At 50.1% G+C, this 23,404-nt stretch carries 19 protein-coding genes; 11 read left to right on the top strand and 8 right to left on the bottom strand.

The window, feature by feature from the left end; all coding sequences use genetic code 11:
• From dnaA to gyrB, 4 genes are all read left to right on the top strand, one after another.
• Nucleotides 1-1,467: a chromosomal replication initiator protein DnaA gene (gene dnaA / locus AC5TBW_RS00005; RefSeq protein WP_495510162.1), complete on the top strand. Its 1,467-nt coding sequence runs from the start codon at nt 1-3 to the stop codon at nt 1,465-1,467.
• 60 nt (nt 1,468-1,527) lie between these two features.
• Complete coding sequence (gene dnaN, locus AC5TBW_RS00010) at nt 1,528-2,631, top strand: DNA polymerase III subunit beta (RefSeq protein WP_495510163.1); 1,104 nt, start codon at nt 1,528-1,530, stop codon at nt 2,629-2,631.
• Nucleotides 2,632-2,761: 130 nt separating this feature from the next.
• The gene (gene recF, locus AC5TBW_RS00015; RefSeq protein WP_495510164.1) at nt 2,762-3,865 is read left to right on the top strand and encodes a DNA replication/repair protein RecF; all 1,104 of its coding nucleotides are present in this window, start codon (nt 2,762-2,764) and stop codon (nt 3,863-3,865) included.
• 105 nt (nt 3,866-3,970) lie between these two features.
• Nucleotides 3,971-6,391: a DNA topoisomerase (ATP-hydrolyzing) subunit B gene (gyrB, locus tag AC5TBW_RS00020; RefSeq protein WP_495510165.1), complete on the top strand. Its 2,421-nt coding sequence runs from the start codon at nt 3,971-3,973 to the stop codon at nt 6,389-6,391.
• 154 nt (nt 6,392-6,545) lie between these two features.
• Here the strand turns inward: gyrB and gmhB are convergent, their stop codons facing one another.
• The 3 genes from gmhB to glyQ all read right to left on the bottom strand — a co-directional run bounded on the left by gmhB (nt 6,546) and on the right by glyQ (nt 10,295).
• On the bottom strand, nt 6,546-7,163 hold the full coding sequence (gene gmhB, locus AC5TBW_RS00025) for a D-glycero-beta-D-manno-heptose 1,7-bisphosphate 7-phosphatase (protein WP_495511997.1): 618 nt from the start codon (nt 7,161-7,163) through the stop codon (nt 6,546-6,548).
• Nucleotides 7,164-7,269: 106 nt separating this feature from the next.
• The gene (gene glyS, locus AC5TBW_RS00030) at nt 7,270-9,336 is read right to left on the bottom strand and encodes a glycine--tRNA ligase subunit beta (protein ID WP_495510166.1); all 2,067 of its coding nucleotides are present in this window, start codon (nt 9,334-9,336) and stop codon (nt 7,270-7,272) included.
• Entirely contained in the window at nt 9,336-10,295 is a 960-nt protein-coding gene (glyQ, locus tag AC5TBW_RS00035) for a glycine--tRNA ligase subunit alpha (protein ID WP_495510167.1), read from the bottom strand. The genes glyS and glyQ overlap by 1 nt, the downstream gene beginning before the upstream one ends.
• Nucleotides 10,296-10,404: 109 nt before the next feature.
• Here glyQ and rfaD point away from each other — a divergent pair, with 109 nt between their 5' ends.
• Together rfaD and waaF are read left to right on the top strand one after the other, a co-directional pair.
• Nucleotides 10,405-11,361 carry an ADP-glyceromanno-heptose 6-epimerase gene (gene rfaD, locus AC5TBW_RS00040; RefSeq protein WP_495510168.1) on the top strand — a complete coding sequence of 319 codons (957 nt, stop codon included), beginning with the start codon at nt 10,405-10,407 and terminating at the stop codon, nt 11,359-11,361.
• Entirely contained in the window at nt 11,354-12,397 is a 1,044-nt protein-coding gene (gene waaF, locus AC5TBW_RS00045) for a lipopolysaccharide heptosyltransferase II (RefSeq protein ID WP_495510169.1), read from the top strand. Before rfaD ends, waaF begins: the two co-directional genes overlap by 8 nt.
• Here the strand turns inward: waaF and AC5TBW_RS00050 are convergent.
• Genes AC5TBW_RS00050 through AC5TBW_RS00065 form a run of 4 tightly spaced genes read right to left on the bottom strand, consistent with a single transcriptional unit; the run spans nt 12,387 to nt 16,706 of the window.
• On the bottom strand, nt 12,387-14,030 hold the full coding sequence (locus AC5TBW_RS00050) for a sulfatase-like hydrolase/transferase (protein ID WP_495510170.1): 1,644 nt from the start codon (nt 14,028-14,030) through the stop codon (nt 12,387-12,389). The genes waaF and AC5TBW_RS00050 overlap by 11 nt on opposite strands.
• A 54-nt stretch (nt 14,031-14,084) precedes the next feature.
• Complete coding sequence (locus tag AC5TBW_RS00055; RefSeq protein WP_495510171.1) at nt 14,085-14,783, bottom strand: YrbL family protein; 699 nt, start codon at nt 14,781-14,783, stop codon at nt 14,085-14,087.
• A complete protein-coding gene (locus AC5TBW_RS00060; protein ID WP_495510172.1) occupies nt 14,747-15,922 on the bottom strand; it encodes a glycosyltransferase family 4 protein in 1,176 nt (391 codons plus the stop codon). The genes AC5TBW_RS00055 and AC5TBW_RS00060 overlap by 37 nt, the downstream gene beginning before the upstream one ends.
• A gap of 31 nt (nt 15,923-15,953) precedes the next feature.
• The gene (locus tag AC5TBW_RS00065) at nt 15,954-16,706 is read right to left on the bottom strand and encodes a glycosyltransferase family 2 protein (protein ID WP_495510173.1); all 753 of its coding nucleotides are present in this window, start codon (nt 16,704-16,706) and stop codon (nt 15,954-15,956) included.
• Nucleotides 16,707-16,788: 82 nt separating this feature from the next.
• Here AC5TBW_RS00065 and AC5TBW_RS00070 point away from each other — a divergent pair, with 82 nt between their 5' ends.
• Nucleotides 16,789-17,817, top strand: coding sequence for a glycosyltransferase family 4 protein (locus AC5TBW_RS00070; protein WP_495510174.1), 1,029 nt, complete (start codon nt 16,789-16,791; stop codon nt 17,815-17,817).
• 31 nt (nt 17,818-17,848) lie between these two features.
• On the top strand, nt 17,849-18,820 hold the full coding sequence (locus AC5TBW_RS00075; RefSeq protein ID WP_495510175.1) for a glycosyl transferase family 90: 972 nt from the start codon (nt 17,849-17,851) through the stop codon (nt 18,818-18,820).
• Between the two features lie 35 nt (nt 18,821-18,855).
• Here the strand turns inward: AC5TBW_RS00075 and AC5TBW_RS00080 are convergent, their stop codons facing one another.
• Nucleotides 18,856-19,563, bottom strand: coding sequence for a 3-deoxy-D-manno-octulosonic acid kinase (locus AC5TBW_RS00080; protein ID WP_495510176.1), 708 nt, complete (start codon nt 19,561-19,563; stop codon nt 18,856-18,858).
• On the opposite strand from AC5TBW_RS00080, the gene AC5TBW_RS00085 reads away from it, so the two are divergent.
• The 3 genes from AC5TBW_RS00085 to waaA are packed head-to-tail and all read left to right on the top strand — an operon-like array spanning nt 19,562 to nt 23,394.
• The gene (locus AC5TBW_RS00085; RefSeq protein ID WP_495510177.1) at nt 19,562-20,659 is read left to right on the top strand and encodes a glycosyltransferase family 9 protein; all 1,098 of its coding nucleotides are present in this window, start codon (nt 19,562-19,564) and stop codon (nt 20,657-20,659) included. The genes AC5TBW_RS00080 and AC5TBW_RS00085 overlap by 2 nt on opposite strands.
• A complete protein-coding gene (gene hldE, locus AC5TBW_RS00090) occupies nt 20,649-22,079 on the top strand; it encodes a bifunctional D-glycero-beta-D-manno-heptose-7-phosphate kinase/D-glycero-beta-D-manno-heptose 1-phosphate adenylyltransferase HldE (protein ID WP_495510178.1) in 1,431 nt (476 codons plus the stop codon). Before AC5TBW_RS00085 ends, hldE begins: the two co-directional genes overlap by 11 nt.
• Nucleotides 22,080-22,089: 10 nt before the next feature.
• Complete coding sequence (gene waaA / locus AC5TBW_RS00095; protein WP_495510179.1) at nt 22,090-23,394, top strand: lipid IV(A) 3-deoxy-D-manno-octulosonic acid transferase; 1,305 nt, start codon at nt 22,090-22,092, stop codon at nt 23,392-23,394.
• Nucleotides 23,395-23,404: the final 10 nt, after the last annotated feature.

Here is a 23,404-nt window from a genome sequence, read left to right on the forward strand (position 1 = left end):
GTGTCACTGACGCTTTGGCAACAGTGCCTGGACAACCTGCAGGATGAGCTGAATTCACAGCAGTTCAATACCTGGATACGCCCACTGCAGGCAGAAGAAGGAGAGTCCAACGAGCTGCGCTTATTAGCGCCGAATCGTTTTGTGCGCGATTGGGTGAGTGATAAGTATGCCAAGCGGATCAGTGAGCTGATGCGTGAGCTCTCGCCGGCAAAACCCCCGAAAGTGAGTTTGACGGTCGGTAGCCGCCGTTTGGCAACGCAGGCACCTCAGCATCGCGACTTGGGAAATCCCGTATCGGCCTCTCCATCGCGCCCTTCGGCACCCGCTGTTCATACCCCCCCCCGGGGTGATATTGCCGATGAGCGTGAAATAGATAGGCTGCGTGATGAAGCACCAAGTCGGCGCAACAATGAACGTCAGGTACAGGTAGAAGGTAGTCTGAAACACGGCAGTGGCCTTAACCCGAATTTTACCTTTGATACCTTTGTTGAAGGTAAATCAAACCAATTGGCGCGCGCCGCCTCCCGTCAGGTGTCTGAAAACCCCGGCGGCGCTTATAACCCGCTGTTTTTATACGGCGGCGTGGGCCTTGGTAAAACTCACTTGATGCACGCCGTGGGTAATGCCCTGGCAACGCGGCGCGAAAACGCCCGCGTGGTCTATCTGCACTCAGAGCGTTTTGTCGCCGATATGGTCAAGGCGTTACAGCTCAATGCGATTAACGATTTCAAGCGCTTTTATCGCAGTGTTGATGCATTACTTATTGATGATATTCAGTTTTTCGCTGGCAAAGAGCGTTCGCAAGAAGAGTTTTTCCACACCTTTAACGCACTATTAGAGGGTGGTCAGCAAATGATTCTTACCTCTGATCGCTATCCTAAAGAGATCAGTGGGGTAGAGGAGCGCCTTAAATCACGCTTTGGTTGGGGGCTCACGGTCGCGATAGAGCCGCCGGAACTTGAAACCCGTGTGGCCATCTTGATGAAAAAGGCCGACCAGGCGAAGGTCGATTTGCCTCACGATGCGGCTTTCTTTATTGCTCAGAAGATTCGTTCCAACGTGCGTGAATTGGAAGGCGCGTTGAAAAAAGTGATCGCTGATTCGCACTTCATGGGTAAAACAATTACCCAAGACTTTATTCGTGAGTCGCTGAAAGACCTATTGGCTCTTCAGGATAAACAGGTAGGTGTTGATAATATTCAGCGCACGGTCGCAGAATATTACAAAATTAAGGTGGCAGACTTACTTTCCAAGCGTCGTTCACGCTCGGTTGCTCGCCCTCGTCAAGTCGCGATGGCACTTGCTAAAGAACTCACCAATCACAGCTTACCTGAGATTGGCGATGCCTTTGGTGGCCGTGACCACACAACGGTGTTGCATGCTTGTCGAAAAGTTAAATCGTTGCAGGAAGAGAGCGCGGATATTCGTGAGGATTACAAGAATCTGCTGCGCCTGTTGACCAGTTAATCACCCTATGGGACGGGCCTGTTATGCGCAGGTCTTTCAGGATATAGAACCGGAGTATTGATGAAATTTTCGATTTCCCGAGAGGCGCTATTACGTCCGCTGACTCTGGTCGCAGGTGTGGTCGAGCGCCGCCAAACATTACCTGTACTGTCAAATGTATTGATTCAGGTTGAGGGTGACCAGGTCTCGCTCACCGGTACTGATTTAGAAGTCGAGCTCGTTGGCCGTACCGTGGCCAGTCAAGTCGATCAGGCGGGGTCCGCGACAGTGCCCGCGCGCAAGTTGATGGATATTTGTAAGTCATTGCCTGACCAGTCAGACATTCAGCTTGCGGTTGAAGAGGGGCGGGCAGTGCTGCGCAGTGGCCGTTCACGCTTTACCCTGTCGACACTACCGGTTGCCGAGTTTCCCAATATTGAAGATGCGGACGGCAGTCAGGAAATTAGCGTGCCCCGCGGTACGCTAAAGCACCTGATTGAAGCGACCTCGTTTGCCATGGCGCAGCAGGATGTACGCTATTACCTCAATGGTATGCTGCTGGAAATTCAAAGCAATTTACTGCGCACGGTCGCCACTGATGGGCACCGTTTGGCGATGTGCTCGCGGCCCATCGACGTCTCTGTTAGCCAGTCTCAAAAGCTGATCGTCCCGCGTAAGGGTATCCTTGAACTGTCCCGCTTGCTGGATGACAGCGATGAACCCGTCAGCCTAACGTTGGGTTCAAGCCATGTGCGAGCCCACACAGGCGATTTTACGTTTACCTCCAAGTTAATCGACGGTAAGTTTCCTGACTATGAGCGTGTTGTGCCGCGCAATGGGGATAAAGTACTGATTGCCGAGCGCGCTGAGCTGCGCCAAGTGCTTTCACGTACGGCCATCCTCTCTAATGAAAAGTATCGCGGTGTGCGTCTTTACCTTGAGGAGAATAACCTTAAAGTAATGGCCAACAATCCAGAGCAGGAAGAAGCAGAAGAGAATATCGCCGTTGAGTATAACGGTGGTTCAATGGAAGTGGGTTTTAACGTTGGCTACTTGGTTGATGTACTTACGGTGCTTAACGAAGAGCGAGTGCAGATTACGCTGGCTGATCCTAATAGTAGTGCTCTGCTAGAAGAGCCTGGCGGCGGGGATGCACTTTACGTTGTTATGCCTATGCGTCTATAAACGGTTTTCCTTTGCCACAGTTTATATATAAGCCTCGCTACCTTAGCGGCGTTTCTGGGAACAGAGACGCCGCTAACGCGTTTGGAACGATGCTCCATTTTTTTGAACTCTTTTAAGTGGTGATAATAGGATGAGCCTGACACTGCTTAACTTCCAGGGTTTGCGCAACTTACAGCCTGTCGAAATGTCTCCCTCTTCTCGCATTAACGTAATTAGTGGTGTTAATGGCAGCGGTAAAACCAGCCTTCTTGAAGGTGTGCATATTTTGGGGATGGGGCGCTCATTTCGTACCCGCCAGTTAAAGCACGTGATCCAGGCAGATGAGCCGTATATGACGCTGTACGGGCGTTTGAGTGGTAATCCTGAAGTCACCCTAGGCGTACGTCGCTTGCGTGCTCAGAGGGAGCTTGAGCTGCGGTTAAAAGGGGATAAGAATGCTCGGTTGGCAGAGCTTGTTGAAGCTATGCCGCTTCAATTAATTAACCCAGATGCCTTTCGATTACTAGAAGGCTCCCCAGCCGGTCGCCGTGAGTTTCTTGATTGGGGGGTGTTTCACGTGAAACATGATTTTTTAGGAATTTGGAGGCGAACGCGGCGTGCGTTGAAACATCGGAATGCACTGCTCAGGCGTGGTAGAATACAGGCTCAAGAGATAGTCGTTTGGGAGCAGGAGCTGGCCAATTGGGGCGAGCAGATGGATATATTGCGTCGCGCTTGGTTTAGTGATTTTTTGCCTGTATTTGAAGAGACACTTAGGGTGTTACTGCCATTGCCGGGTTTGTCGCTACATTACGCTCGGGGTTGGGATAAAGAACGGTCACTTTCAGCAGTATTGTATGATAGCCGATCGACTGATCAGCAAATGGGGTTCACTCAGCAAGGCCCACAGCGTGCAGATTTACGTATTAGAGTGAATAAGCAGCTTGCGGTAGAAGTGCTTTCCAGAGGCCAGCAAAAGTTAGTGGTGAGCGCCTTAAAACTCGCCCAAGGGCGGTTTCTGGAAAGAACGGCACAGCGGCACTGTATTTATCTTATTGATGATTTGCCAGCCGAACTCGATGAGCAAAACCGTCATCAGTTTTGCGAATTACTGGAAGATATGCAATGCCAAGCATTTATTACCAGCGTCGAACCCACTGCGCTAAGAAATACTTGGCGCACTAATACGTCGGTCAAGATGTTTCACGTGAAACATCTTGACCACGGGCTAAGCCATTTAGTGCAAGACAGCTAGAGCCAAATTGTTAGTGCAGTTGCTAGCTCGGAAAAGCTGATTAGCCGAGCGGGCAGGTAGGGTAAGACGATACGGAATGAGACAGACTTCACGACGGAGTGGTCAATGAGCGAGCAGGCTTACGATTCATCAAGCATCAAGGTGCTCAAGGGTCTGGACGCAGTACGTAAGCGTCCGGGTATGTATATTGGTGACACCGACGACGGTACTGGGCTGCACCACATGGTCTTCGAATTGGTGGATAACTCCATCGACGAAGCGTTGGCTGGGCATTGCAGCGAAATTCGCGTTGTTATCCACCCGGATGAGTCGGTCACTGTTAGTGATAATGGTCGCGGCGTACCTACTGAACTCCACGAGGGGGAAGGGGTGTCTGCTGCTGAAGTTATCATGACGGTACTGCACGCAGGCGGTAAATTTGATGACAACTCCTACAAAGTATCCGGTGGGCTCCACGGTGTAGGTGTCTCTGTCGTCAATGCACTCTCTGCTGAGCTACGATTGACGATTTGGCGCCAGGGTGAGGTCTTTGAGCAGATGTATCACCACGGCGTGCCTCAGGCTCCATTAGGCGTTGTGGGTAAAACCGAAAAAAGCGGAACGCGTGTGCATTTCCGCCCCTCGCCAGAAACGTTTGGAAATATCGAATTTCATTTCGATATTTTAGCTAAACGGCTACGTGAACTCTCTTTCTTGAATTCTGGTGTTGCCATACGATTGTTGGATGAGCGTAGTGGTAAGGAAGAGCTGTTTCACTACGAAGGTGGCTTAAAAGCCTTTGTTGATCACCTGAACACCAATAAAAGTGTCATTAACCCGGTGTTCCACTTTAATGCTATCCGCGAAGATGGCGTTGAAGTTGAGGTGGCCATGCAGTGGAGTGAAGCCTTCACTGAGAATATCTTCTGCTACACCAATAATATTCCACAGCGAGACGGTGGTGCGCATTTAGCGGGCTTCCGCGCAGGCCTGACCCGTACGCTCAATAACTATATTGAAGCGGAAAACCTGCTGAAAAAAGCCAAAGTCAATACCACGGGTGACGATGCTCGTGAGGGCTTAACCGCTATTATTTCGGTCAAAGTGCCAGATCCTAAGTTCTCGTCTCAAACGAAAGATAAGCTTGTATCGAGTGAAGTCAAGACGGCCGTTGAGCAGGAAATGAGCCGCCTTTTCTCCGAGTATCTGATTGAAAAGCCTAACGAAGCTAAAGCGATCGTTAATAAAATGCTTGATGCTGCGCGTGCCCGTGAAGCGGCACGTAAAGCGCGTGATATGACACGCCGTAAAGGTGCTTTGGATATTGCAGGTTTGCCGGGCAAGCTTGCCGATTGCCAGGAAAAAGATCCCAGCCAGTCTGAACTCTACTTGGTGGAGGGTGATTCGGCAGGGGGGAGTGCCAAGCAGGGTCGTGACCGGCGTACCCAGGCTATTTTGCCGCTCAAGGGTAAAATTCTGAACGTTGAAAAAGCGCGTTTTGATAAAATGCTTTCTTCAGCTGAAGTGGGCACGTTGATCACTGCACTTGGCTGCGGCATTGGCCGTGAAGAGTTCAACCCCGATAAGCTGCGTTATCACTCCGTCATTATCATGACCGATGCGGACGTGGATGGCTCGCATATCCGTACACTCCTGCTAACGTTCTTTTTCCGTCAAATGCCGGAACTGATTGAGCGTGGCCATATTTTCATTGCCCAGCCGCCGCTGTATAAAATCAAACGCGGTAAGCAAGAGCTCTACCTGAAAGATGAGCAAGCGATGGTGGATTATTTAACCACCACGGCCCTGGACGGCGCTGGACTGCACGTTAATGCCAACGCACCAGGCATCTCGGGTTCTCAGTTAGAAACGCTGGTAAACCAATACCGTAACGTCATGAAACGGATTGACCGCTTGTCACGAGTTTACCCCAATGAAGTGCTCAAGCAGATCATTCATACTTCCGCGCTTAAAGGCGAAGAAAGTCTGAAAGATCGCGTGACCATGCAGAACTGGATTGATGAAATCCAGAAAACCATGGATGACATGGTTGCCTATGAAGGTGGCCCGCGTTATCACTTCCACCTTAAAGAAGATTCTGAGCGTGGTCTTTTCTTACCAACCGTATCGCTGGTGGCTCATGGTGTGACCACTGAGTACTCATGGGGACTCGACTTCTTTGAAAGCGCTGACTATCGGGGCATCGCCGAGCTGGGCGAAACCCTGGATGGCTTACTTGAAGAGGGCGCGTTTATTGCCCGGGGCGAACGTCAAAAACCAGTGTCCCACTTTTCCGAAGTACTGGCATGGCTGATGCAAGAAGGGCAGCGTGGCCTATCCGTTCAGCGCTATAAGGGGCTGGGTGAAATGAACCCTGACCAACTTTGGGATACCACCATGGATCCTGATAGCCGTCGTATGCTTCGCGTTACGATCGAAGATGCGGTGGGTGCAGATATGATGTTCAATACCTTGATGGGTGATGATGTTGAGCCACGTCGTGACTTCATCGAGACCAATGCTCTGGTAGCCAACCTGGATGTCTAAAGGGTTTTGCTACTAGCGCACTATGTTTCACGTGAAACATAGTGACGGGGATTAACAGAAAGCGCCGCAAGTAGACTTGCGGCGCTTTTTTTATTCGAAGAGGAAAGCAGGAACATGGTCGAGAAGTGTTCAAGTATGTGATAGCGAGTTTGTGTTACTGCTTTGAAGTGATTAGCCATTCAACAAATTGAGATAAATCATCGTAGACCTGGGCACTTTCAAGGCCAGCGCCTTTTTGTTCTGTTTTGATCCCTTTGCCTGTTCTGACTAGTGCAGTTTTGCAACCTACGGACTCACCTGCCTGTAGATCTCGCAAACTGTCACCCACCATCCAGCTGCCTGCTAGGGTTTCTAATCCAAGCTGGTGCTGGATTTTTAGCAACATGCCAGGAAGTGGCTTACGGCATTGGCACTTATCGTCAGGTCCATGGGGACAGTAGGCAATCTGAGCAATGCGACCACCTTCCGCTTCAACTAACGTGATTAAGTGATCATGCATGGCATGTAGGGTTGCTTCATCATAATAGCCGCGGGTAATACCCGATTGGTTCGTTGCGACGGCGACGGTGTAGCCTGCGCGTGTCAGGCGGCCAATGGCTTTGATTGAAGAGGGGTAGGGCACCCACTCATCTAGGGATTTGATGTAGTTGTCGGAGTCATGGTTAATGACACCGTCTCGATCCAGAATGACCAGTTTCTCGGCACTTAGCATAAAGATCCTATTGTTACGTTGCAGCGTCCAACGCTTTTTGCCCGCTAGTTTGAAAGCTATATTACCCTGAACTAGCAAAAGTGTTTCACGTGAAACGGCCCACCCCACAACAAAAAAGCCCAACCCGTTAGGGGTTGAGCTTGGGTTACGACTTATTAGTCGACGACTATTGCGGGAGCAGCGAAATATCAGCGACTTCTAAGAATAGTGCTTGAAGGCTAGCAAGAAGGGCTAATCGATTGCGTTGAATAGCCGGGTCATCTGCCATCACCATTACTTTATCAAAAAAGGTGTCGACCGGCTCACGCAGCGTAGCAAGTGAGTCGAGTGCCTGCTGGTAGTCGCCTGCAGCAAATAGTGGTGCCACCTGTGCCTGGCTGACGGTTACAGCATCGAACAGCGCCCGCTCTGCATCTTCCTGCAACAAGCTTTGATCGACCTGCTGACTACCATCATGTTCCTGCTTGCTTAGGATATTAGAAACACGCTTGTTAGCTGCCGCTAGGGCTGCCGCTTCATCTCGCTGGGCAAAGGCTTTAACGGCCCGCAGGCGACGAGCGAAGTCGAGAGGGTTAGTAACCGGGCGTGCACGTACGGCAAGGTACATTTCAGCGCTGATGCCTTCTTCCTGGCCCCAGGCGCGGAAGCGATCAAGCATGTACGTCAGTACGTCCTCAACTAGTCCATCCGCCTTAGATAGGTTCTGGTGCTGTTCTGCGGTGATAGTGAGTAGCTCACGTAGATCCAGATGAAGCTCGCCCTTGACCAGAATATTGAGCACGCCAATCGAAGCACGACGAAGAGCGAAAGGGTCTTTTGCACCGGTAGGACGCTGACCAATCCCAAAGATACCTACCAGAGTATCCAAACGGTCAGCCAGAGCTAACGCTTTGCCTGTGGCACTTTGGGGAATCACATCGGTAGCAAAGCGCGGCAGGTACTGCTCTTCAAGCGCTTGGGCAACTTCTGTGGGTTCGCCATCCTGTTCGGCGTAATAGCGACCCATAATGCCTTGGAGCTCTGGGAATTCGAGCACCATTTCGGTGACGAGGTCACATTTAGCTAGTGCCACAGCACGTTGGGCGTGAGCAACATCGCCATGGATACGCTCAGCAATAAAGGTTGCCACCACCGTGCTGCGGCGTGCTTTATCTGCCAGGGTGCCCAATTGCTGCTGAAATACCACGCTTTCCAACTGGGGAATTCTTGATGCAAGAGTGCGTTTACGATCCGTATCGTAGAAAAATGCTGCATCGGCCAAGCGGGGACGAATAACTTTTTCATTACCGGCAATAACTTGGTCAGGATCTGCGCTATCGATATTGGCAATGGTGATGAACAACGGTTTCAGCTTGCCGGCGTCATCCAGCAGGTGAAAATATTTCTGGTTAGCCTTCATCGAAGAGATCAAGCACTCGGCGGGCACTTCCAGGAAGCGCTCATCGAAACTACCCGTCAGGGCGACAGGCCATTCAACCAAGCCGCTGACTTCTACCAGAAGGTCTTCGTCGATAACCGCATTGGCCTCCTGCACTTCGGCTTCTGCTAATACCTGTTCGCGGATACGTTCGCGGCGCTGCTCGCGATCTACCAAAACGTAGGCGTTTTCCAAAGTGGCGGCATACTCATCAGCATGGGTCAACTGAATAGCATCCGGGGCGTGGAAGCGGTGACCGTAGGTCGTGCGACTGGCCTGAAGACCTAGCGCTTCTGCGGCCACTACTTCGCTGCCATAAAGTGCCACTAACCAGTGAACAGGGCGAGAAAACTCAACCCGTGAAGCACCCCAGCGCATGTTTTTAGGTACCGGGAGGGTGCTGATGGATTTGCGGATAATCTCGGGAAGCAGCGCTTGAATAGATTCACCCTGCTGCTGTTCACGAAACCCTAACCATGTGCCTTTATCGGTTTCTAAGTGAATTAGCTCTTCAACGCTCACGCCACAAGAGCGGGCAAAGCCTTCAGCTGCTTTGGTGGCGACGCCATCCTTAAAGGCAGCCGCCAGCGCTGGGCCCCGGCGCTCAACGTCACGGTCAGGCTGTTTATCGGCCAGATCACTCACTTGCACCGCTAAACGGCGCGGCGTCGCATAGGCGGTAATGCGAGCAAACGGTACATCGGCTTCTTGCAGGCCCTTAGCAATACCCGCTGCGAACGCATCAGAAAGTGCATCTAATGCTGTGGGAGGTAGCTCTTCTGCTCCGAGTTCTAATAAAAGCGTATTAACAGCCATTAATCGTCTCCCTGATCGGCGAGTAGTTCGCGGCGAAGTATTTCTGGCGCCATAGGGAAACCTTCTGCTTTACGCGAATCAAAGTAGGCAGTAGCTACATCACGGGCCATGGTACGAACGCGGAGAATAAAGCGTTGACGTTCGGTGACCGAAATAGCATGGCGGGCATCCAACAGATTGAACGTGTGAGATGCTTTTAAGACCTGCTCATAGGCGGGCAGAGGTAGGCTGGCAGCGAGCAGTTTGCCACACTCTTTTTCCTGATGGTCGAAAGCGGCAAACAATTGGTCCACATCCGCGTGTTCAAAGTTGTAAGCTGACTGCTCGCGCTCGTTTTGCAGGTAGACATCGCCATAAGTCACTTTGCTGCCATCAGGCGCAATCGCCCAAACGAGGTCATATACGCTGTCGACATCCTGTAGGTACATGGCGATGCGCTCAAGCCCATAGGTCAGTTCGCCGGTGACCGGGTAGCACTCGATGCCACCTGCCTGCTGGAAATAGGTAAACTGGGTGACTTCCATGCCGTTTAGCCAGATTTCCCATCCCAGGCCCCAGGCACCTAATGTGGGGGATTCCCAGTTATCTTCGACAAAGCGCACATCGTGAACCAGCGGATCAAGACCGAGGCGTTTAAGTGAGCCAAGATAAAGATCCTGCAGGTTGCTCGGCGATGGCTTCATCACTACCTGAAACTGATAGTAGTGCTGCAGGCGATTTGGATTTTCGCCATAGCGGCCATCAGTGGGGCGTCGTGAAGGCTGCACATAAGCAGCGTTCCAGGTTTCGGGACCTATCGCCCGCAGAAACGTCGCTGGATGGAAGGTGCCTGCGCCGACTTCCATATCGAGCGGCTGAAGGATGACACAGCCCTGTTCTGCCCAGTACTGCTGCAGAGCAAGGATCAAGCCCTGAAAGGTCGACACATCGGGTGTCGATTGGTTTGTCGAGACACTCATCGCGGAAAGCACCGTTGGCCATGAATTCATAAGGCGTCAAGTATACAATCCTAGGCAGATGGGTTATAGGCACGTATGCCAACAAGCCGCTTTAGGTAAGGAGAACAGCATGATTGTCGTAACAGGCGGAGCCGGTTTTATTGGTGCCAATTTAGTTAAAGCACTGAACGCCCGCGGTCGAAACGATGTAATGGTGGTTGATGATCTGCGTGATGGCACCAAATTCGTCAACTTAGCCGACTGCACACTAGCGGATTATCTTGATAAAGATGATTTCCTTGCCAGGGTAAAAGCTGCCCTGAAAGGCGAAAGCGTCGACCTGCCCAACATTGATGCCATTTTCCATGAAGGCGCCTGCTCGGATACCACCGAATGGGATGGCCACTATATGATGGAAAATAACTTTGAGTACTCCAAAGTGCTGCTGAATTACTGCGAACAGCAGGGCATCCCTTTCTTATACGCCTCATCAGCCGCCACCTATGGCGGCAGTGAAGTATTCAAAGAAGTGCCAAAGTGTGAAAAGCCTCTCAACGTATACGGTTATTCAAAGCTGCTGTTTGATCAACACGTGCGTTCGCGTTGGAACGAATTAACGACACAAGTCGTCGGCTTTCGTTACTTCAATGTGTATGGCCCGCGTGAGCAGCATAAGGGCAAGATGGCCAGCGTGGCGTATCACAACCATCTGCAAATTCGTAATGGCGAAACCCTGAAGCTGTTCGGCGCCTACGGCGGGTATGAGGCGGGTATGCAGAGCCGTGACTTCGTTTATGTGGGCGATGTGGTCGATGTGAATCTCTGGTTTTTAGACCATCCTGACCAGTCTGGCATTTTCAATCTTGGCACTGGTCGCGCTGAGCCATTCAAAGCCATTGGCGAGGCTGTCATCAACTTTTACGGTAAAGGGGAGATCGACTACATTGCCTTTCCAGAAGAGTTGAAGGGGCGCTATCAAAGCTATACCCGTGCCGATATTGGCCAGTTACGCGAGAGCGGCTGTGATGTGGAGTTTAAAACCGTTGCTCAAGGGGTCAAGGCCTACTTGGGGTGGTTAAATGGCTAACTCAGCACAGCGTTTGCTGGTGATTGGCCCCTCATGGGTAGGCGATATGGTAATGGCACAAAGCCTGTTCATGACCTTAAAAGCCCGCCAGCCAGACGCAACGATTGGCGTGGTCGCACCAGCGTGGTCACAGCCTATTTTAGAGCGTATGCCCGAAGTAGACGAAGTGCTTCCGCTGGCCGTGGGCCACGGTGAGTTTGGCTTGGCTAGCCGCCGTGAACTCGCCAACCGCCTGCGTGGACGCTTTGATCGCGCCATTGTGCTACCACGCTCGTGGAAGGCGGCGCTGGTGCCCTTTATGGCGCGCATACCCGAGCGTGTTGGCTTTATAGGTGAGCACCGTTACGGCCTGCTCAAAGAGCGTCGCAAGCTCGACAAGCAGGTTCTCGATCAAACGGTAAAGCGCTTTGTATCCCTTGGTCTACCGCTTGAAGAAGCGTCTAGCGGTGATTTTGCGGTGCCCAAACCACGCCTCCAGATTGACCGTGATAATTTGGTCAATTTACGCCTAGTCCACTCGCTTTCATCACGTCCGGCGATTGGGATGATGCCCGGCGCTGAGTATGGCCCCGCCAAACAGTGGCCGATTAGTTATTTTCATACTTTAGCTAAGCGGCTGGTGGATGAGGGGTTTGAGGTGCGAGTGTTAGGTGGGGCAAAAGACCATCAGGCGGGGGAGGAGATCACTCAAGGCCTTTACCACGCCCATAACCTATGCGGTAAAACGCAGTTGGCAGATGCGGTGGATTTGCTGGCCGATTGTCGGCAAGTGGTCACCAACGATTCGGGCTTAATGCATGTGGCCGCAGCGGTGGGCGTGCGCATCCATGCGCTGTACGGTTCTTCATCGCCAGCCTACACGCCGCCGCTGACCGATAATGCGACGATCCACTATCTGGCACTCTCCTGTTCACCTTGCTTTGAGCGCATATGTCCATTAGGGCACACCAATTGCCTTAATCATCTGAGCGTTGACCAAGTTTATCAGCAGATCCATGCGTTTCATCAGCGTGAGAGTGTAATTGCTAATGGATGAGCTCAACTTCATCGGCTAGGTCGGCAGGGGTTTCCACCGTTTGTTCTTGAGAGGAGGGTGTTTCGGTCTCCCGGCGTTGGGGGGAGATGCCCTCCCACAGGCGGTGCTGAAGCGCCGTCTCTTCCCGCAGGCGCTCGTTGAGTACTTCAATGCCGTGCGCTTCTACCAATGTTCTGTTATCACTGAACAGCGAAGTGCCAAGCCCGGCGCGCTTGCCTTCTAAACGAAAGCCTAACGCATCTAAAAGGGTGGGAAAGACATCTACCATGGTGGCATCACGGCGAATACGCTGGGGTTCGATACCATCCCCCAACATAATCAGCGTGTTATCTCGGTCTAATGCTGTCAATTGATCCCACACGGAAACCCGCATTGTCAGGTGGTCGCTGAGTACGACCACTAACGTATTGTCGAGAAGGCCCTCGCTTTCCAAACGCTCAATTAAATCCCGGGCAAGCCACGTCGAGCACTCCACCGAGTAGAGAATATCCTGGCCATCGAATTCGCCTTGCCGCTCCACACAGGATTGAGAGGGATAGCCGTTCGGTGCATGGCCTGCCAGGTTGAGACTAACCACGCCCCATGGGCCGTTATCTTCTTGATTCAGGCGACGTATCTCGTCTGCCGTAATGTCATAAAGCGTGTCGTCATACAGCCCCCAGCTATTTACGTACTCGGGGTCGATAAGCTGTGGTTCTAATTCTTCACGTCCTTTTACCGTATTGAAATGGTGGCCACGGTAAAACAGCCCTTTACCGGCAAACTGAGTGCTGGCACCGCCTAAATAGCTCAACCGATAGCCCTGGGCGGAAAGTATATCACCCAGGCAATCGACGCCTGGAACGACCTTAGACAAAGGGTCAAATTGGCTGTCGTGGAGAAGTCCTGCTGGCATCAATGGCACACCGCATTGGCTGGCAATCATGCCCGCCATTGTCCAACCGGTGTTATCCATCTGGCGAACTCCCTCAAACACCGCTCCTCGCTCGCCCAGCACATTAAGATGGGCGTAGGCGTCCCCGAATAGCTCATTGGAGTAAGTACGCTCTATGCTCTCTAGATATAAGAGAAGTAAGTTCGGAGCATCTCTGAGCTCCTCTGTAGGAGGCGTCTTATAGCGACGATCCAGCCATGCACCATCATCTGTGACGATGGCTGCGCTTCGCTGCCCCAGGCCAAACAACAGGGGGTTAGTCGCCAGTAGCAGAATGGCAAAAAAGCGTTCTGCTAACCGCCAACGCTGGTCGTGACGTGATAGCCACGTCACGGCGGCCAGTACGCTGATCATTATCAATGTATAGAGCACCGCGGAAAGCATTTTGCCTGCCCCACCATGCTCGGCTATACCTGCCTGGAGGTGAAAAAACACCGCGCCAAGATCGACTATGCCGAAGCTATCTGCCAAATAAATATAAATACCCCAGAGGCTTAGCGGCAACAGCGACCAGGGCCACATTTTGCGGTAGCGAGCGTTGGTAGGATGCCCCCAGCGCAACTTCAAGCCCACACCAATCCACGCGGCTGCTACAACAAATAGTGTCCACCAAGGCAGGCGGGTCATTACCGTGATGGCATAACCAAAGCAGAGTCCTATCAGGACTATCGCAATTTTTCGGATAGCATTAGGGTTCATATGTAACCTACATTATCTGACAAATTCATTTCATTAACTAATTTTAGAGAGTCACTATTTGATGCCTGACGTTCCGTTTGAGGCATCACTAAGGGGTATGGCTGCGGCAAAATGATAATCACCAGCATAAACTTTTTGTGCACAATAGATAAATCTTGATTTCGTTTGATGCCATTTTCGCTTTGTATAAAAATTTGAAAGTACTTTGCTGTGTAAAAGTAAACGTGTTTTCAAATTGATTTTTTTAGGAGAAAAACCATCAATCATAACCAGTTTATTATTCGCGTGCTCACCCTCAATGACGAAATTATCTATGTTAAAGTCAGATGCCGGAACGCCAGAAATAGAAAGGTTATAAATGATTTTTTCCACTACTAATAAAGCAAGCTCAACGGTAAGCTCTCTTTTAAATAAAAGCTTGCGTAAAGTAATGGATTGGCCATTGTCATCAACAATTCTTTCGACAACTAAACCAGGTCCTTTATTCGTTCTCACCCAACTTTCACAGAGACTAATACCGCAATCAGTATTCGCAGCGATAACAGCTTTTGATACGTACCACTCTGAAAAGCTTTGGCGATGATCTTTTTTCCACCTTTCTGGGTGCCGAGCGATTTTTATAAGTTTCGCCGGGTTGGATTCATCTAAATAACAAATTCGATTTGACCCATAAGATAAAATGTTGTCATCGTTTAAAATTATTTTTTCACTATTTTTTATTTGTTTTCTGATTTCTCTGAATGAAATGTACATATATCATCCTTGATATTTTGTTTGAGGAGCTCTGAAATTAAAAATTGCAGCGCTTGATATTGATACTCATAGGTGTAATGGCTGGCCGTCTCGACTAGCAGTTTGCTTATAGGCACATTGTCTTTAAGCATTAGGCTCTCAATTTTTTGTGCCCACTGATCTGAATGATAACCCTTTACTATTAAATCTTTTAACTCGCCCTTAAGAAGCTCTCCAGCACCAACACGTTCTGATACCAGCGTTAACGTAGAACATGCCATTGCTTCTAATATAACACAGCCAAACTCTTCAATATGCGCAGGTAAAACAAAGAGGTCTAAAGCAGCATAGTATTGCTCAACGTCATGAACCGTTTTTTGCCATATAAAATACTGGTCGACACCTAGTCGTACTGTTTTTTCTTTATAGGTTTCTATCTCTCCCTGCCCTATAACTAAAAAGCGATATACAATGTTGGTTTTTTTTGCTAAATGCCCCGCAATTTCAATAAATAAATCCAAGTTTCTTTTTTTGAAATCACCCGAGGTAATTAAACCGATTAGTTTTTCTTCCTCTTTAATGCCAAGCTCATCTCGTTTCTTCTGTCTAAATACTGCTTTTTTAGAGTCGTTAAACTGTTGTTGGTCAAAACCAGGGTAAAATACGTTTATTTTTTGAGCAGGAATGGCGTAACGATTGGATAAATCATTTGCCATTAATTGAGAGTTAGCAACAACACACTGATAGTTATTTTTACTAAGAACTCTACTATGTATTCTTGATACACTTTTTTGCTGTTGAACAGAGTTTGGGTAAATTATTTCTTGTGCCAAGTCAACGCAGTTATGCATAAAGATTATATCTGCATTTTCCATATCACCATGACTAATAATAAGTGAAGGTTTTTTATGCTGGCACCATGCATTGGCACGCCGGCTAAACCATAGTCGTCTTATGTAGTTGCTCAATGGGATTTTTTTAATAATTTTCAAATCCGCACCATAGGAAGCAATTATTTTCCCATTAGCTCTTTCACATATAACGGTAACGCGATATCCCATATTTTTTAAAATGGGAATTTGTTGCAGAGCAATTCTTGCCGCGCCAGTTGTTTTGTTTAAATTGCGGATGGCAATAACTGCCGTCGGCATGTCTTCCATGATAGAGCCTGCTGTTATAAGTCTTTAAAATTTAATTTTTGGTCATCAAAAAGTTTTTCATATATTTCCAAAATACACCATTGGAATTCGACACTGCTATTACTAGCCCTCTCCAGCCATCGCGCCAACCTTGCTGTAAAAAATAGGTGCGTAGAAAGGCGAAAACGGCTTTGAAAAAAATGCCCGGCACTGAATAACCTTTCAGTTTTCCAGATTCAGCGCGAATGGTTGAGTAACGATTAATTTTTTCTAGAAACTGAGACAAGTCTGTTACAGCAGTATGCTTAATAGTACCCGATAAGCGTTGTACTCGGCTAATACTGCTCAATGAGATCGCTTCGTGCACCATGGCATTGTTGAAATTATGACAGCGGCGATTGAAGAGGCGTATTAGCCAGTCATTTCCCCAACCGGAGTAGTGGACTGGCTGACCCATCATCCAGTTCTCACGCAATATTTCCCCTAAGTCGCTAAGTGATGCGTCGCTAACCCATGTTGTGATTGATCGAATGAGTTCTGGAGAAGGTGCTTCGTCAGCATCGATGGAGAATATCCAGTCATACTTGGCTAGTGAAACAGCGTGACGCTTGGTGGGCCCGAAGCCAAGAAAATCACCTTGATGCAGTGAAACGTTCGGATAACTCGCGGCAATGCGGAGGGTATCGTCGCTAGAGCCGTTATCGTAAATCACTACGTTTTCAAAAGACTGCACTGCATCCAGCGTATTTTGTAACGTTGAGGCGGCATTTCGAGTGATGATAACAATGCTAACGCCAGCGGGCATAAATGTTTCGATCCTGTTAGAAAGTGGTTAGCGAGTGCTATTATACCCATTTTACAGTCACCGTATCCTCAGTGAGGCGTTTTTGCACATCATTCATGTCAATCTGGCTAAAGGATTCCGAGGGGGAGAGCGTCAGACTTTCCTATTGATACAAGCATTGGCCAAGAAGGATGACATAAAGCGCCAGACGCTGGTCTGCCAGCCGACGTCCCCATTACGTGATGAGTTAGCAGGCACTCCGGGGTTGGAATTTGCTAACGCTAGACATCAATTAGCGGGGCATTGGCATGCAGGTAAAGGCGATGTCGTGCATGCACATGAGGCAAAAGCCGTTCACTGGGCATGGCTACATAGCAAGCTGTTCCAAACGCCCTATATAATTACTCGCCGCGTCGACACCCCTATTAAGCGTAAATTAAGTAATAAATTATTTTATCGTAATGCCCATTACTGCGTCGCTATATCAAGTGCCATCTCGAATGAAATCAGCATGTTAACTTCGCAAAAAATTCCCATTATTCCTAGCGCCTTCACGCCAGTTTCACCTAATCCAACTATCGCAGAGGATCTGCGTGCTCGTTATCCCAACCGTTTTATCGTAGGTCATGTTGGTGCCCTGGTGGATCGCCATAAGGGACAGCGAGTGCTACTAGAGGCAGCTCGCCAATTTCAGGTTACGCGGCCAGAAATATTATTTGTATTTTTTGGAAGAGGCGAGGACGAGCAAATTCTACGTCAGGAGAGCGGTTCATTAAGTAATGTTCTTTGGATGGGTTTTAAGCCCAACATTGGTGACTACCTGCCAGCGCTAGACCTTTTTGCCTTCCCTTCACGGAATGAAGGGTTGGGCTCAGTACTACTCGATGTAATGAATGCTAAAGTTCCTATCATTGCCAGTGATGTTGGGGGAATTCCTGATATTGTAAAGCATGGACAAACAGGCTTTTTAGTACCACCTAATAATTCTGAAAAGCTAATTGAAGGTCTTGAGTCATTAATAAAAGATTATCAATTGCGAAATATGCTGGCATATAACGCTCTTGATCAATTAGAAAGATTTTCTCCTGATGCGATGATGGATGCTTATTTGTTATTATATTTCACTACATAACGCTTATTAATAATACTACGGACGTAGTTTTATGACCTTGATCGAACGTTTGAAAGCTAACTACCATAAATTTTTGTTTTATAGTAAAGGTGCCTTTGCAATAGGCTTGCCCAGAAAGTATTATTTCTTCGAACGAAAAAAATATCTCGCTGCTTTTGATAAGTTGCCGTCAGGAAGCGAAAAGTCTTATATTGAAAGCCGTGTAAATTACTATAATCAGCTTTCTGAGCCTTTCGAGCTAAATAATCAAGCATTAGAGATAGGCGGCTTTTCAAAACAAAAAAGTTGGTCTTACTATATTGATATGAAACGCTATTTGTCGCGTTTTGAGAAATCTTTAAAATTCCATTTCTTGCCGGGTGATATTCGTACAATACCCGAAGAGCCTACATTTGTAAAAAGTCGCCCCATTCGTCCAGATAACAGACAGTCAGTGCTACTAAAGCTAAATCGAGTACGACATTACTTCTTCGTGGACGACACGCTGAATTTTGATGAGAAATACGATCAGTTAGTGTGGCGTGGTGCTTGTCATCAGTCACATCGAAAAGCCTTTGTTAAACAATATTACCATCACCCTTTGTGTAACGTGGGAGACAGTCGTGAAAAAGCTCAGGGAAAGCCTTGGGCGCGCCCCTATATGAGCGTCAATGAACAGTTAAAGTATAAGTTTGTATTGAGCATTGAAGGCAATGATGTTGCAACAAATTTAAAATGGATTATGGCCTCTAACTCATTATGTTTTATGACTAAGCCTAAATATGAAACATGGTTTATGGAGGGCTCCCTTATACCAGGCTTTCATTATATTGAAATTGCTGACGATTATTCAGACTTAGAAGAAAAATTAATTTATTACCAACAGCATCCAGATGAAGCAGAAAAAATTATTGAAAATGCTAATAATTATGTGAAGCCTTTTTTAAATCAAAAGCAAGAGCACCTTATCGGCTTGTTAGTAATGCAAAAATATTTTGAGAAAACAGGGCAACTCAGCAGCTAAGGTAAATAAAATAAACAATGCGAATAATTTTAGCTTTAGCTAAAATATCCTAGATTAATAGCTGATATTGATGGCGAGCTAGTGAATTTCTTAATGGAGCGTTCTAATCTATCGAGGTTCGCTGCCTGCCACTTTCCTGCCGCACGAAGCCGACAGCGATCAAGGTCAATCAGCCAAGGCTCGCCACCTGGGTCGACCAGGATGTTGCGGGCATTCAGGTCAACATGATCAAGCCCCACTTGATGAAAGCGGCGAATCATAACGCCTACGCGGTGCAATAGCGCTTCATCGGCCTGGTCATTGATCAATAGTTCAGCGAGTGCTTTGGCGCCGGCAATGCGCACGGTAATCAACGCGGCTTCATACGTAAGCCCATGATGCGTTACACAGCTTGCTACGGGGCGGGGTACCGGCAGCCCTTGCTCAAAAAGCGTGGCGGTTAAGCGCAGTTCACGAAACGCCCGGGTGCGCTCAGCGCCAGTCCATAGGTAGCGCTTTTCACTGAGTTTGGCTGCCATCCCACCCCGGCGATAGGGCCTTAACACCCACTGCTCGGTCGACGTTGCCTGTAAAAACAGACTACTGCCTCGACCTGGCGCTTCGCCCACAATTAATCCTCGCTCACGCCAGTAATCGAGAGTGAATAAGTCTGGATCAATTTGGTGTGTTCCCTGCACGTCACATAAACTGTCCACATCATGTAATATCAGCCAATTTCTCTGCCGGAGTGCCGCTAAGCGCATGAAGCCCTCTCTGCCTGTTCAGCCTAACCACATTGCCATTTTGCGCCTCTCCGCCCTAGGAGACGTATGCAATCTCGTGCCCACGGTGCGGGCGTTGCAGCGCCAGTGGCCCAATGCGCGCATTACCTGGATTATTGGTAAGGGGGAGCACAGTCTACTGGCGGGGCTTTCCGGGGTCGAGTTCGTTGTTTACGACAAGTCGACCGGTCTTGCCGGGATGCGCGCGTTGTGGCGGCAGCTCGCCGATACGCGCTTCGATGTACTGCTGCATATGCAGCAGGCCATTCGTGCCAGCGTGCTGTCGTTAGGGCTGAAGGCAGATGTACGCGTGGGTTATGACAAAGCGCGTGCCAAAGATGCTCAGCACTGGTTCACCCAGCGTCAGCTCGCACCACATCCCAATGCCCATGTGTTGGAGTCATTTATGGACTTCGCAAGGGTGCTCGGGATAAAGGATGACCGCCTAGAGTGGAATTTAGCTCTACCCGATACGGCACGTAATGAAGCACAGGTCATCAGTGGTGAGGCGCCTTACCTCGTCATTAACCCGTGCAGCAACGTACGCCTGCGAAATTTTCGTAATTGGTCGGTAGAGGGTTACGCGAGCGTGATTGAACACGCCTGGGTGCAGCACGGTCTTAAAAGCGTATTGACCGGTGGCGGCAGTGCCCTGGAGCGTGAAATCGGCGATCAAATCGAAGCGCTCTGCCAGCCAGCCAGTGTGATTAACGCCATTGGTGGGACCTCACTGAAAGGGGTTTTAGCGCTGATCGATCATGCCCAAGCGGTGATAGCGCCGGATACCGGCCCTATCCATATGGCCAATGCCATGGGAACACCAGCATTAGGCCTTTATGCATCGACCAATCCCCAGCGTGCCGCGCCCTATTTGTGGCGAGATTTTGCGGTCAATGCTTACCCTGAAGCGGTACGTACTTATCTGCATAAGTCGGTAGACGAGGTTAGCTGGGGCCAGCGGGTGCGACACCCCAGCGCCATGATGCTGATTAAAGCGGACGACGTTATCGCTAAACTGGATTCACTGCTGGCGCATACTGCTTTGACTGCCAGCGCAGGGAGCACCGATGAAGATTGATTTAACCGCCTTAGAACATGCCCGTGTACTGGTGGTCGGCGATGTCATGCTTGATCGCTATTGGCATGGCGGTACCTCGCGGATTTCCCCCGAAGCGCCTGTGCCAGTGGTCCGGGTAGAAGATGTTGAAGATCGCCCAGGTGGTGCGGCCAATGTGGCGCTGAACATTAACTCCCTAGGCGGTCATGCAGTGCTGGCAGGCGTGATCGGAGACGATGAGAACGCGCAGATTCTGCAAGCCAGTTTGGCTGCCTCTGGTGTGAGTACTTACTTTCAGCGTAGCGCTGATATACCAACGATTACTAAGCTGCGTGTGATGAGTCGTAACCAGCAATTGTTGCGCCTGGATTTCGAGCAGCGCTTGGACAGTGTCGATACCAGTGAACTGGTGACTCAGGTCCAAAAGGCGCTCCCAGAATGCGACGTAGTGATTCTTTCCGACTATGGCAAAGGCACGCTGAACCAAGTAGAGAACCTGATAGCTAACGCAAGAGCCCAGGGCAAACGGGTGTTGATCGATCCGAAAGGACAGGATTTCAGCAAATACCGTGGGGCAAGTTTAATCACGCCCAACCTGACTGAATTTGAAGCGGTGGTTGGACATTGCGCGACCGATGCTGAGCTATCCCGCCGAGGCGAAGCGCTTCGCGCTGAGTTGGCGCTAGAGGCACTGCTGATTACCCGTAGTGAAAAGGGCATGACCCTGATTCGCGAAGGGCACCCGCCGCTTCACTTACCTACCCGGGCACAGGAAGTTTTCGATGTGACAGGGGCGGGCGATACCGTTATTGGTTTAATGGGGCTAGCGCTAGCCGCGGGTCACGCCTTTCCCGAAGCCATGATGCTGGCTAATTTGGGGGCAGGGCTGGTAGTGGCCAAGCCGGGAACGGCCACGCTTTCCATTGCCGAGCTCTACACCGCGCTACACGGCGATAGATTAGCCGAGTTTGGGGTCATTGAGCCTGCTGTGCTGATAGAAGCTGTCAGGGCCGCCCAGCTGCGCGGTGAGCGGGTAGTCATGACCAACGGCTGCTTTGATATTCTGCATGCGGGCCACGTGGCTTACTTGGAGCAGGCTAAACGTCTGGGCGACCGTTTAATCATCGCGGTTAACGACGACGCTTCTATTGGTCGCCTAAAAGGGCCTAAGCGGCCGATTAATCCGCTTAATCGGCGCATGCAGGTGTTGGCGGGGTTAGGCGCCGTCGATTGGGTAGTGCCATTTAGCGATGACACCCCTCAGGCGCTGATCGAAGCGGTACTACCCGATATTTTGGTCAAAGGCGGCGACTACCGGCCAGAAGATATCGCGGGTGGTGCGGCCGTTATCGCCAATGGAGGCGATGTTATAATACTGGGCTTTGAAGATGGCGTGTCGACCTCGGCGATGATTAGTTCGATTCTAGATCGTGAGCGCTAAGAAACCTCTGATGGCGTCACCTGTTTGGTCTCGTCTAGCCTACTCAGCGGCACTGTATGCGCTCTCACCGCTGATTGGCTGGCGCATATGGCGTGAGCAAGTACCCACTTACTCCCGCCTTCAGCGGCTGGGGTTACGCCTTAAGCCGCTGCCTAACGCGCCACGTATTTGGCTGCACTGCGCCTCGGTGGGAGAAGTGCGCGCTGCTCGACCGCTGATTGAGGGCTTATTAGCGCGTTATCCATCCCATAGCCTGCTGCTCACCACCATGACTGCGACGGGTGCTCAGCAGTCCCAAGCGCTCATTAGCGAGCAACCCCCCGCCGATCAAGCAAGGCTTGCCCACCGCTTTCTGCCATTGGACTTTCCTGACGTCGCTAAACGTTTTGTGCGCACCGTTCAACCCGAACTCGCGATCCTGTTTGAAACCGAACTGTGGCCTAACTTGATCCACGCCTGCCGCCAGCACTGCGTTCCAGTGGCGGTAGTCAATGGTCGCCTATCACCCCGCGCCTTTAAGCGTTACCAACGTTTGCGGCCACTAATGGCCAGCACGCTGGCCGAGATTAGCTGGCTAGCCGCCAAATCACCGGCAGACGCCGAACGCTTTAATACGCTCGGCTGCAGCACGGATATCACCTGCTCAGTCGGCTCGCTGAAATTTGAAATGGTTAGTCAAGATAAGGCGCGGGAAGAGGGTGAGCGCTTACTTCAAAAGCGGGGAGAGCGTCGTCCGGTTTGGGTGGCGGGCTCCACCCGGGAAGGCGAAGAGGCGCTGTTGCTTAAAGCCCATCGCCAATTGCTACAAAAATACCCTGATGCGTTGTTAGTGTTGGTCCCCCGGCATCCTCAGCGCTTTGATGATGTCGCTAAGCTTTGCTTAACAGAAGGCTGGACACTCAGTCGTCGCAGTCAGCAACAGCCCGTAACGGCGCAAACCCAGGTTTACCTAGGGGATACACTGGGTGAACTAGCGATGCTATATGCAGCGGGTAGTGTGGCTTTTGTGGGAGGCAGTTTAGTGCCCCTGGGCGGGCACAATGTGCTGGAACCAGCTGCCCTGGGCAGGCCGGTGCTTAGCGGTCCTTATATGGAAAATTTTGCCGATGTGGTCGAGCCCCTGCAAAGCGCTGGTGCACTAACCTTGGTCGATAGCCCTGAAGCGTTGGCGGACGCCTTAGCAGGCTACCTTGCCGACTCAAAGCGCGCCCAGCGAGCAGGGCACGCTGGCTGGAAAACGGTTCAGACCCACCGAGGAGCCTTGTCGCGTACCCTTGATGGGCTTGAAAAGCTTCTCTCGCAGAAAACTGGTTAAGCGTAAGTAC

It is taken from the genome of Vreelandella sp. ssv, from assembly GCF_059448525.1.

Bases quoted from the DNA above. Each gene is read 5' to 3' on its own strand.
- rfaD (WP_495510168.1), top strand. From the start codon at position 10,405: ATGATTGTCGTAACAGGCGGAGCCGGTTTTATTGGTGCCAATTTAGTT.
- glyQ (WP_495510167.1), bottom strand. From the start codon at position 10,295: ATGAGTGTCTCGACAAACCAATCGACACCCGATGTGTCGACCTTTCAG.
- AC5TBW_RS00065 (WP_495510173.1), bottom strand. From the start codon at position 16,706: ATGCCCGCTGGCGTTAGCATTGTTATCATCACTCGAAATGCCGCCTCA.
- dnaN (WP_495510163.1), top strand. From the start codon at position 1,528: ATGAAATTTTCGATTTCCCGAGAGGCGCTATTACGTCCGCTGACTCTG.
- AC5TBW_RS00080 (WP_495510176.1), bottom strand. From the start codon at position 19,563: ATGCGCTTAGCGGCACTCCGGCAGAGAAATTGGCTGATATTACATGAT.
- AC5TBW_RS00075 (WP_495510175.1), top strand. From the start codon at position 17,849: ATGACCTTGATCGAACGTTTGAAAGCTAACTACCATAAATTTTTGTTT.
- waaA (WP_495510179.1), top strand. From the start codon at position 22,090: ATGGCGTCACCTGTTTGGTCTCGTCTAGCCTACTCAGCGGCACTGTAT.
- AC5TBW_RS00050 (WP_495510170.1), bottom strand. From the start codon at position 14,030: ATGAACCCTAATGCTATCCGAAAAATTGCGATAGTCCTGATAGGACTC.
- gyrB (WP_495510165.1), top strand. From the start codon at position 3,971: ATGAGCGAGCAGGCTTACGATTCATCAAGCATCAAGGTGCTCAAGGGT.
- AC5TBW_RS00085 (WP_495510177.1), top strand. From the start codon at position 19,562: ATGAAGCCCTCTCTGCCTGTTCAGCCTAACCACATTGCCATTTTGCGC.
- AC5TBW_RS00060 (WP_495510172.1), bottom strand. From the start codon at position 15,922: ATGGAAGACATGCCGACGGCAGTTATTGCCATCCGCAATTTAAACAAA.
- hldE (WP_495510178.1), top strand. From the start codon at position 20,649: ATGAAGATTGATTTAACCGCCTTAGAACATGCCCGTGTACTGGTGGTC.
- recF (WP_495510164.1), top strand. From the start codon at position 2,762: ATGAGCCTGACACTGCTTAACTTCCAGGGTTTGCGCAACTTACAGCCT.
- glyS (WP_495510166.1), bottom strand. From the start codon at position 9,336: ATGGCTGTTAATACGCTTTTATTAGAACTCGGAGCAGAAGAGCTACCT.
- waaF (WP_495510169.1), top strand. From the start codon at position 11,354: ATGGCTAACTCAGCACAGCGTTTGCTGGTGATTGGCCCCTCATGGGTA.
- AC5TBW_RS00055 (WP_495510171.1), bottom strand. From the start codon at position 14,783: ATGTACATTTCATTCAGAGAAATCAGAAAACAAATAAAAAATAGTGAA.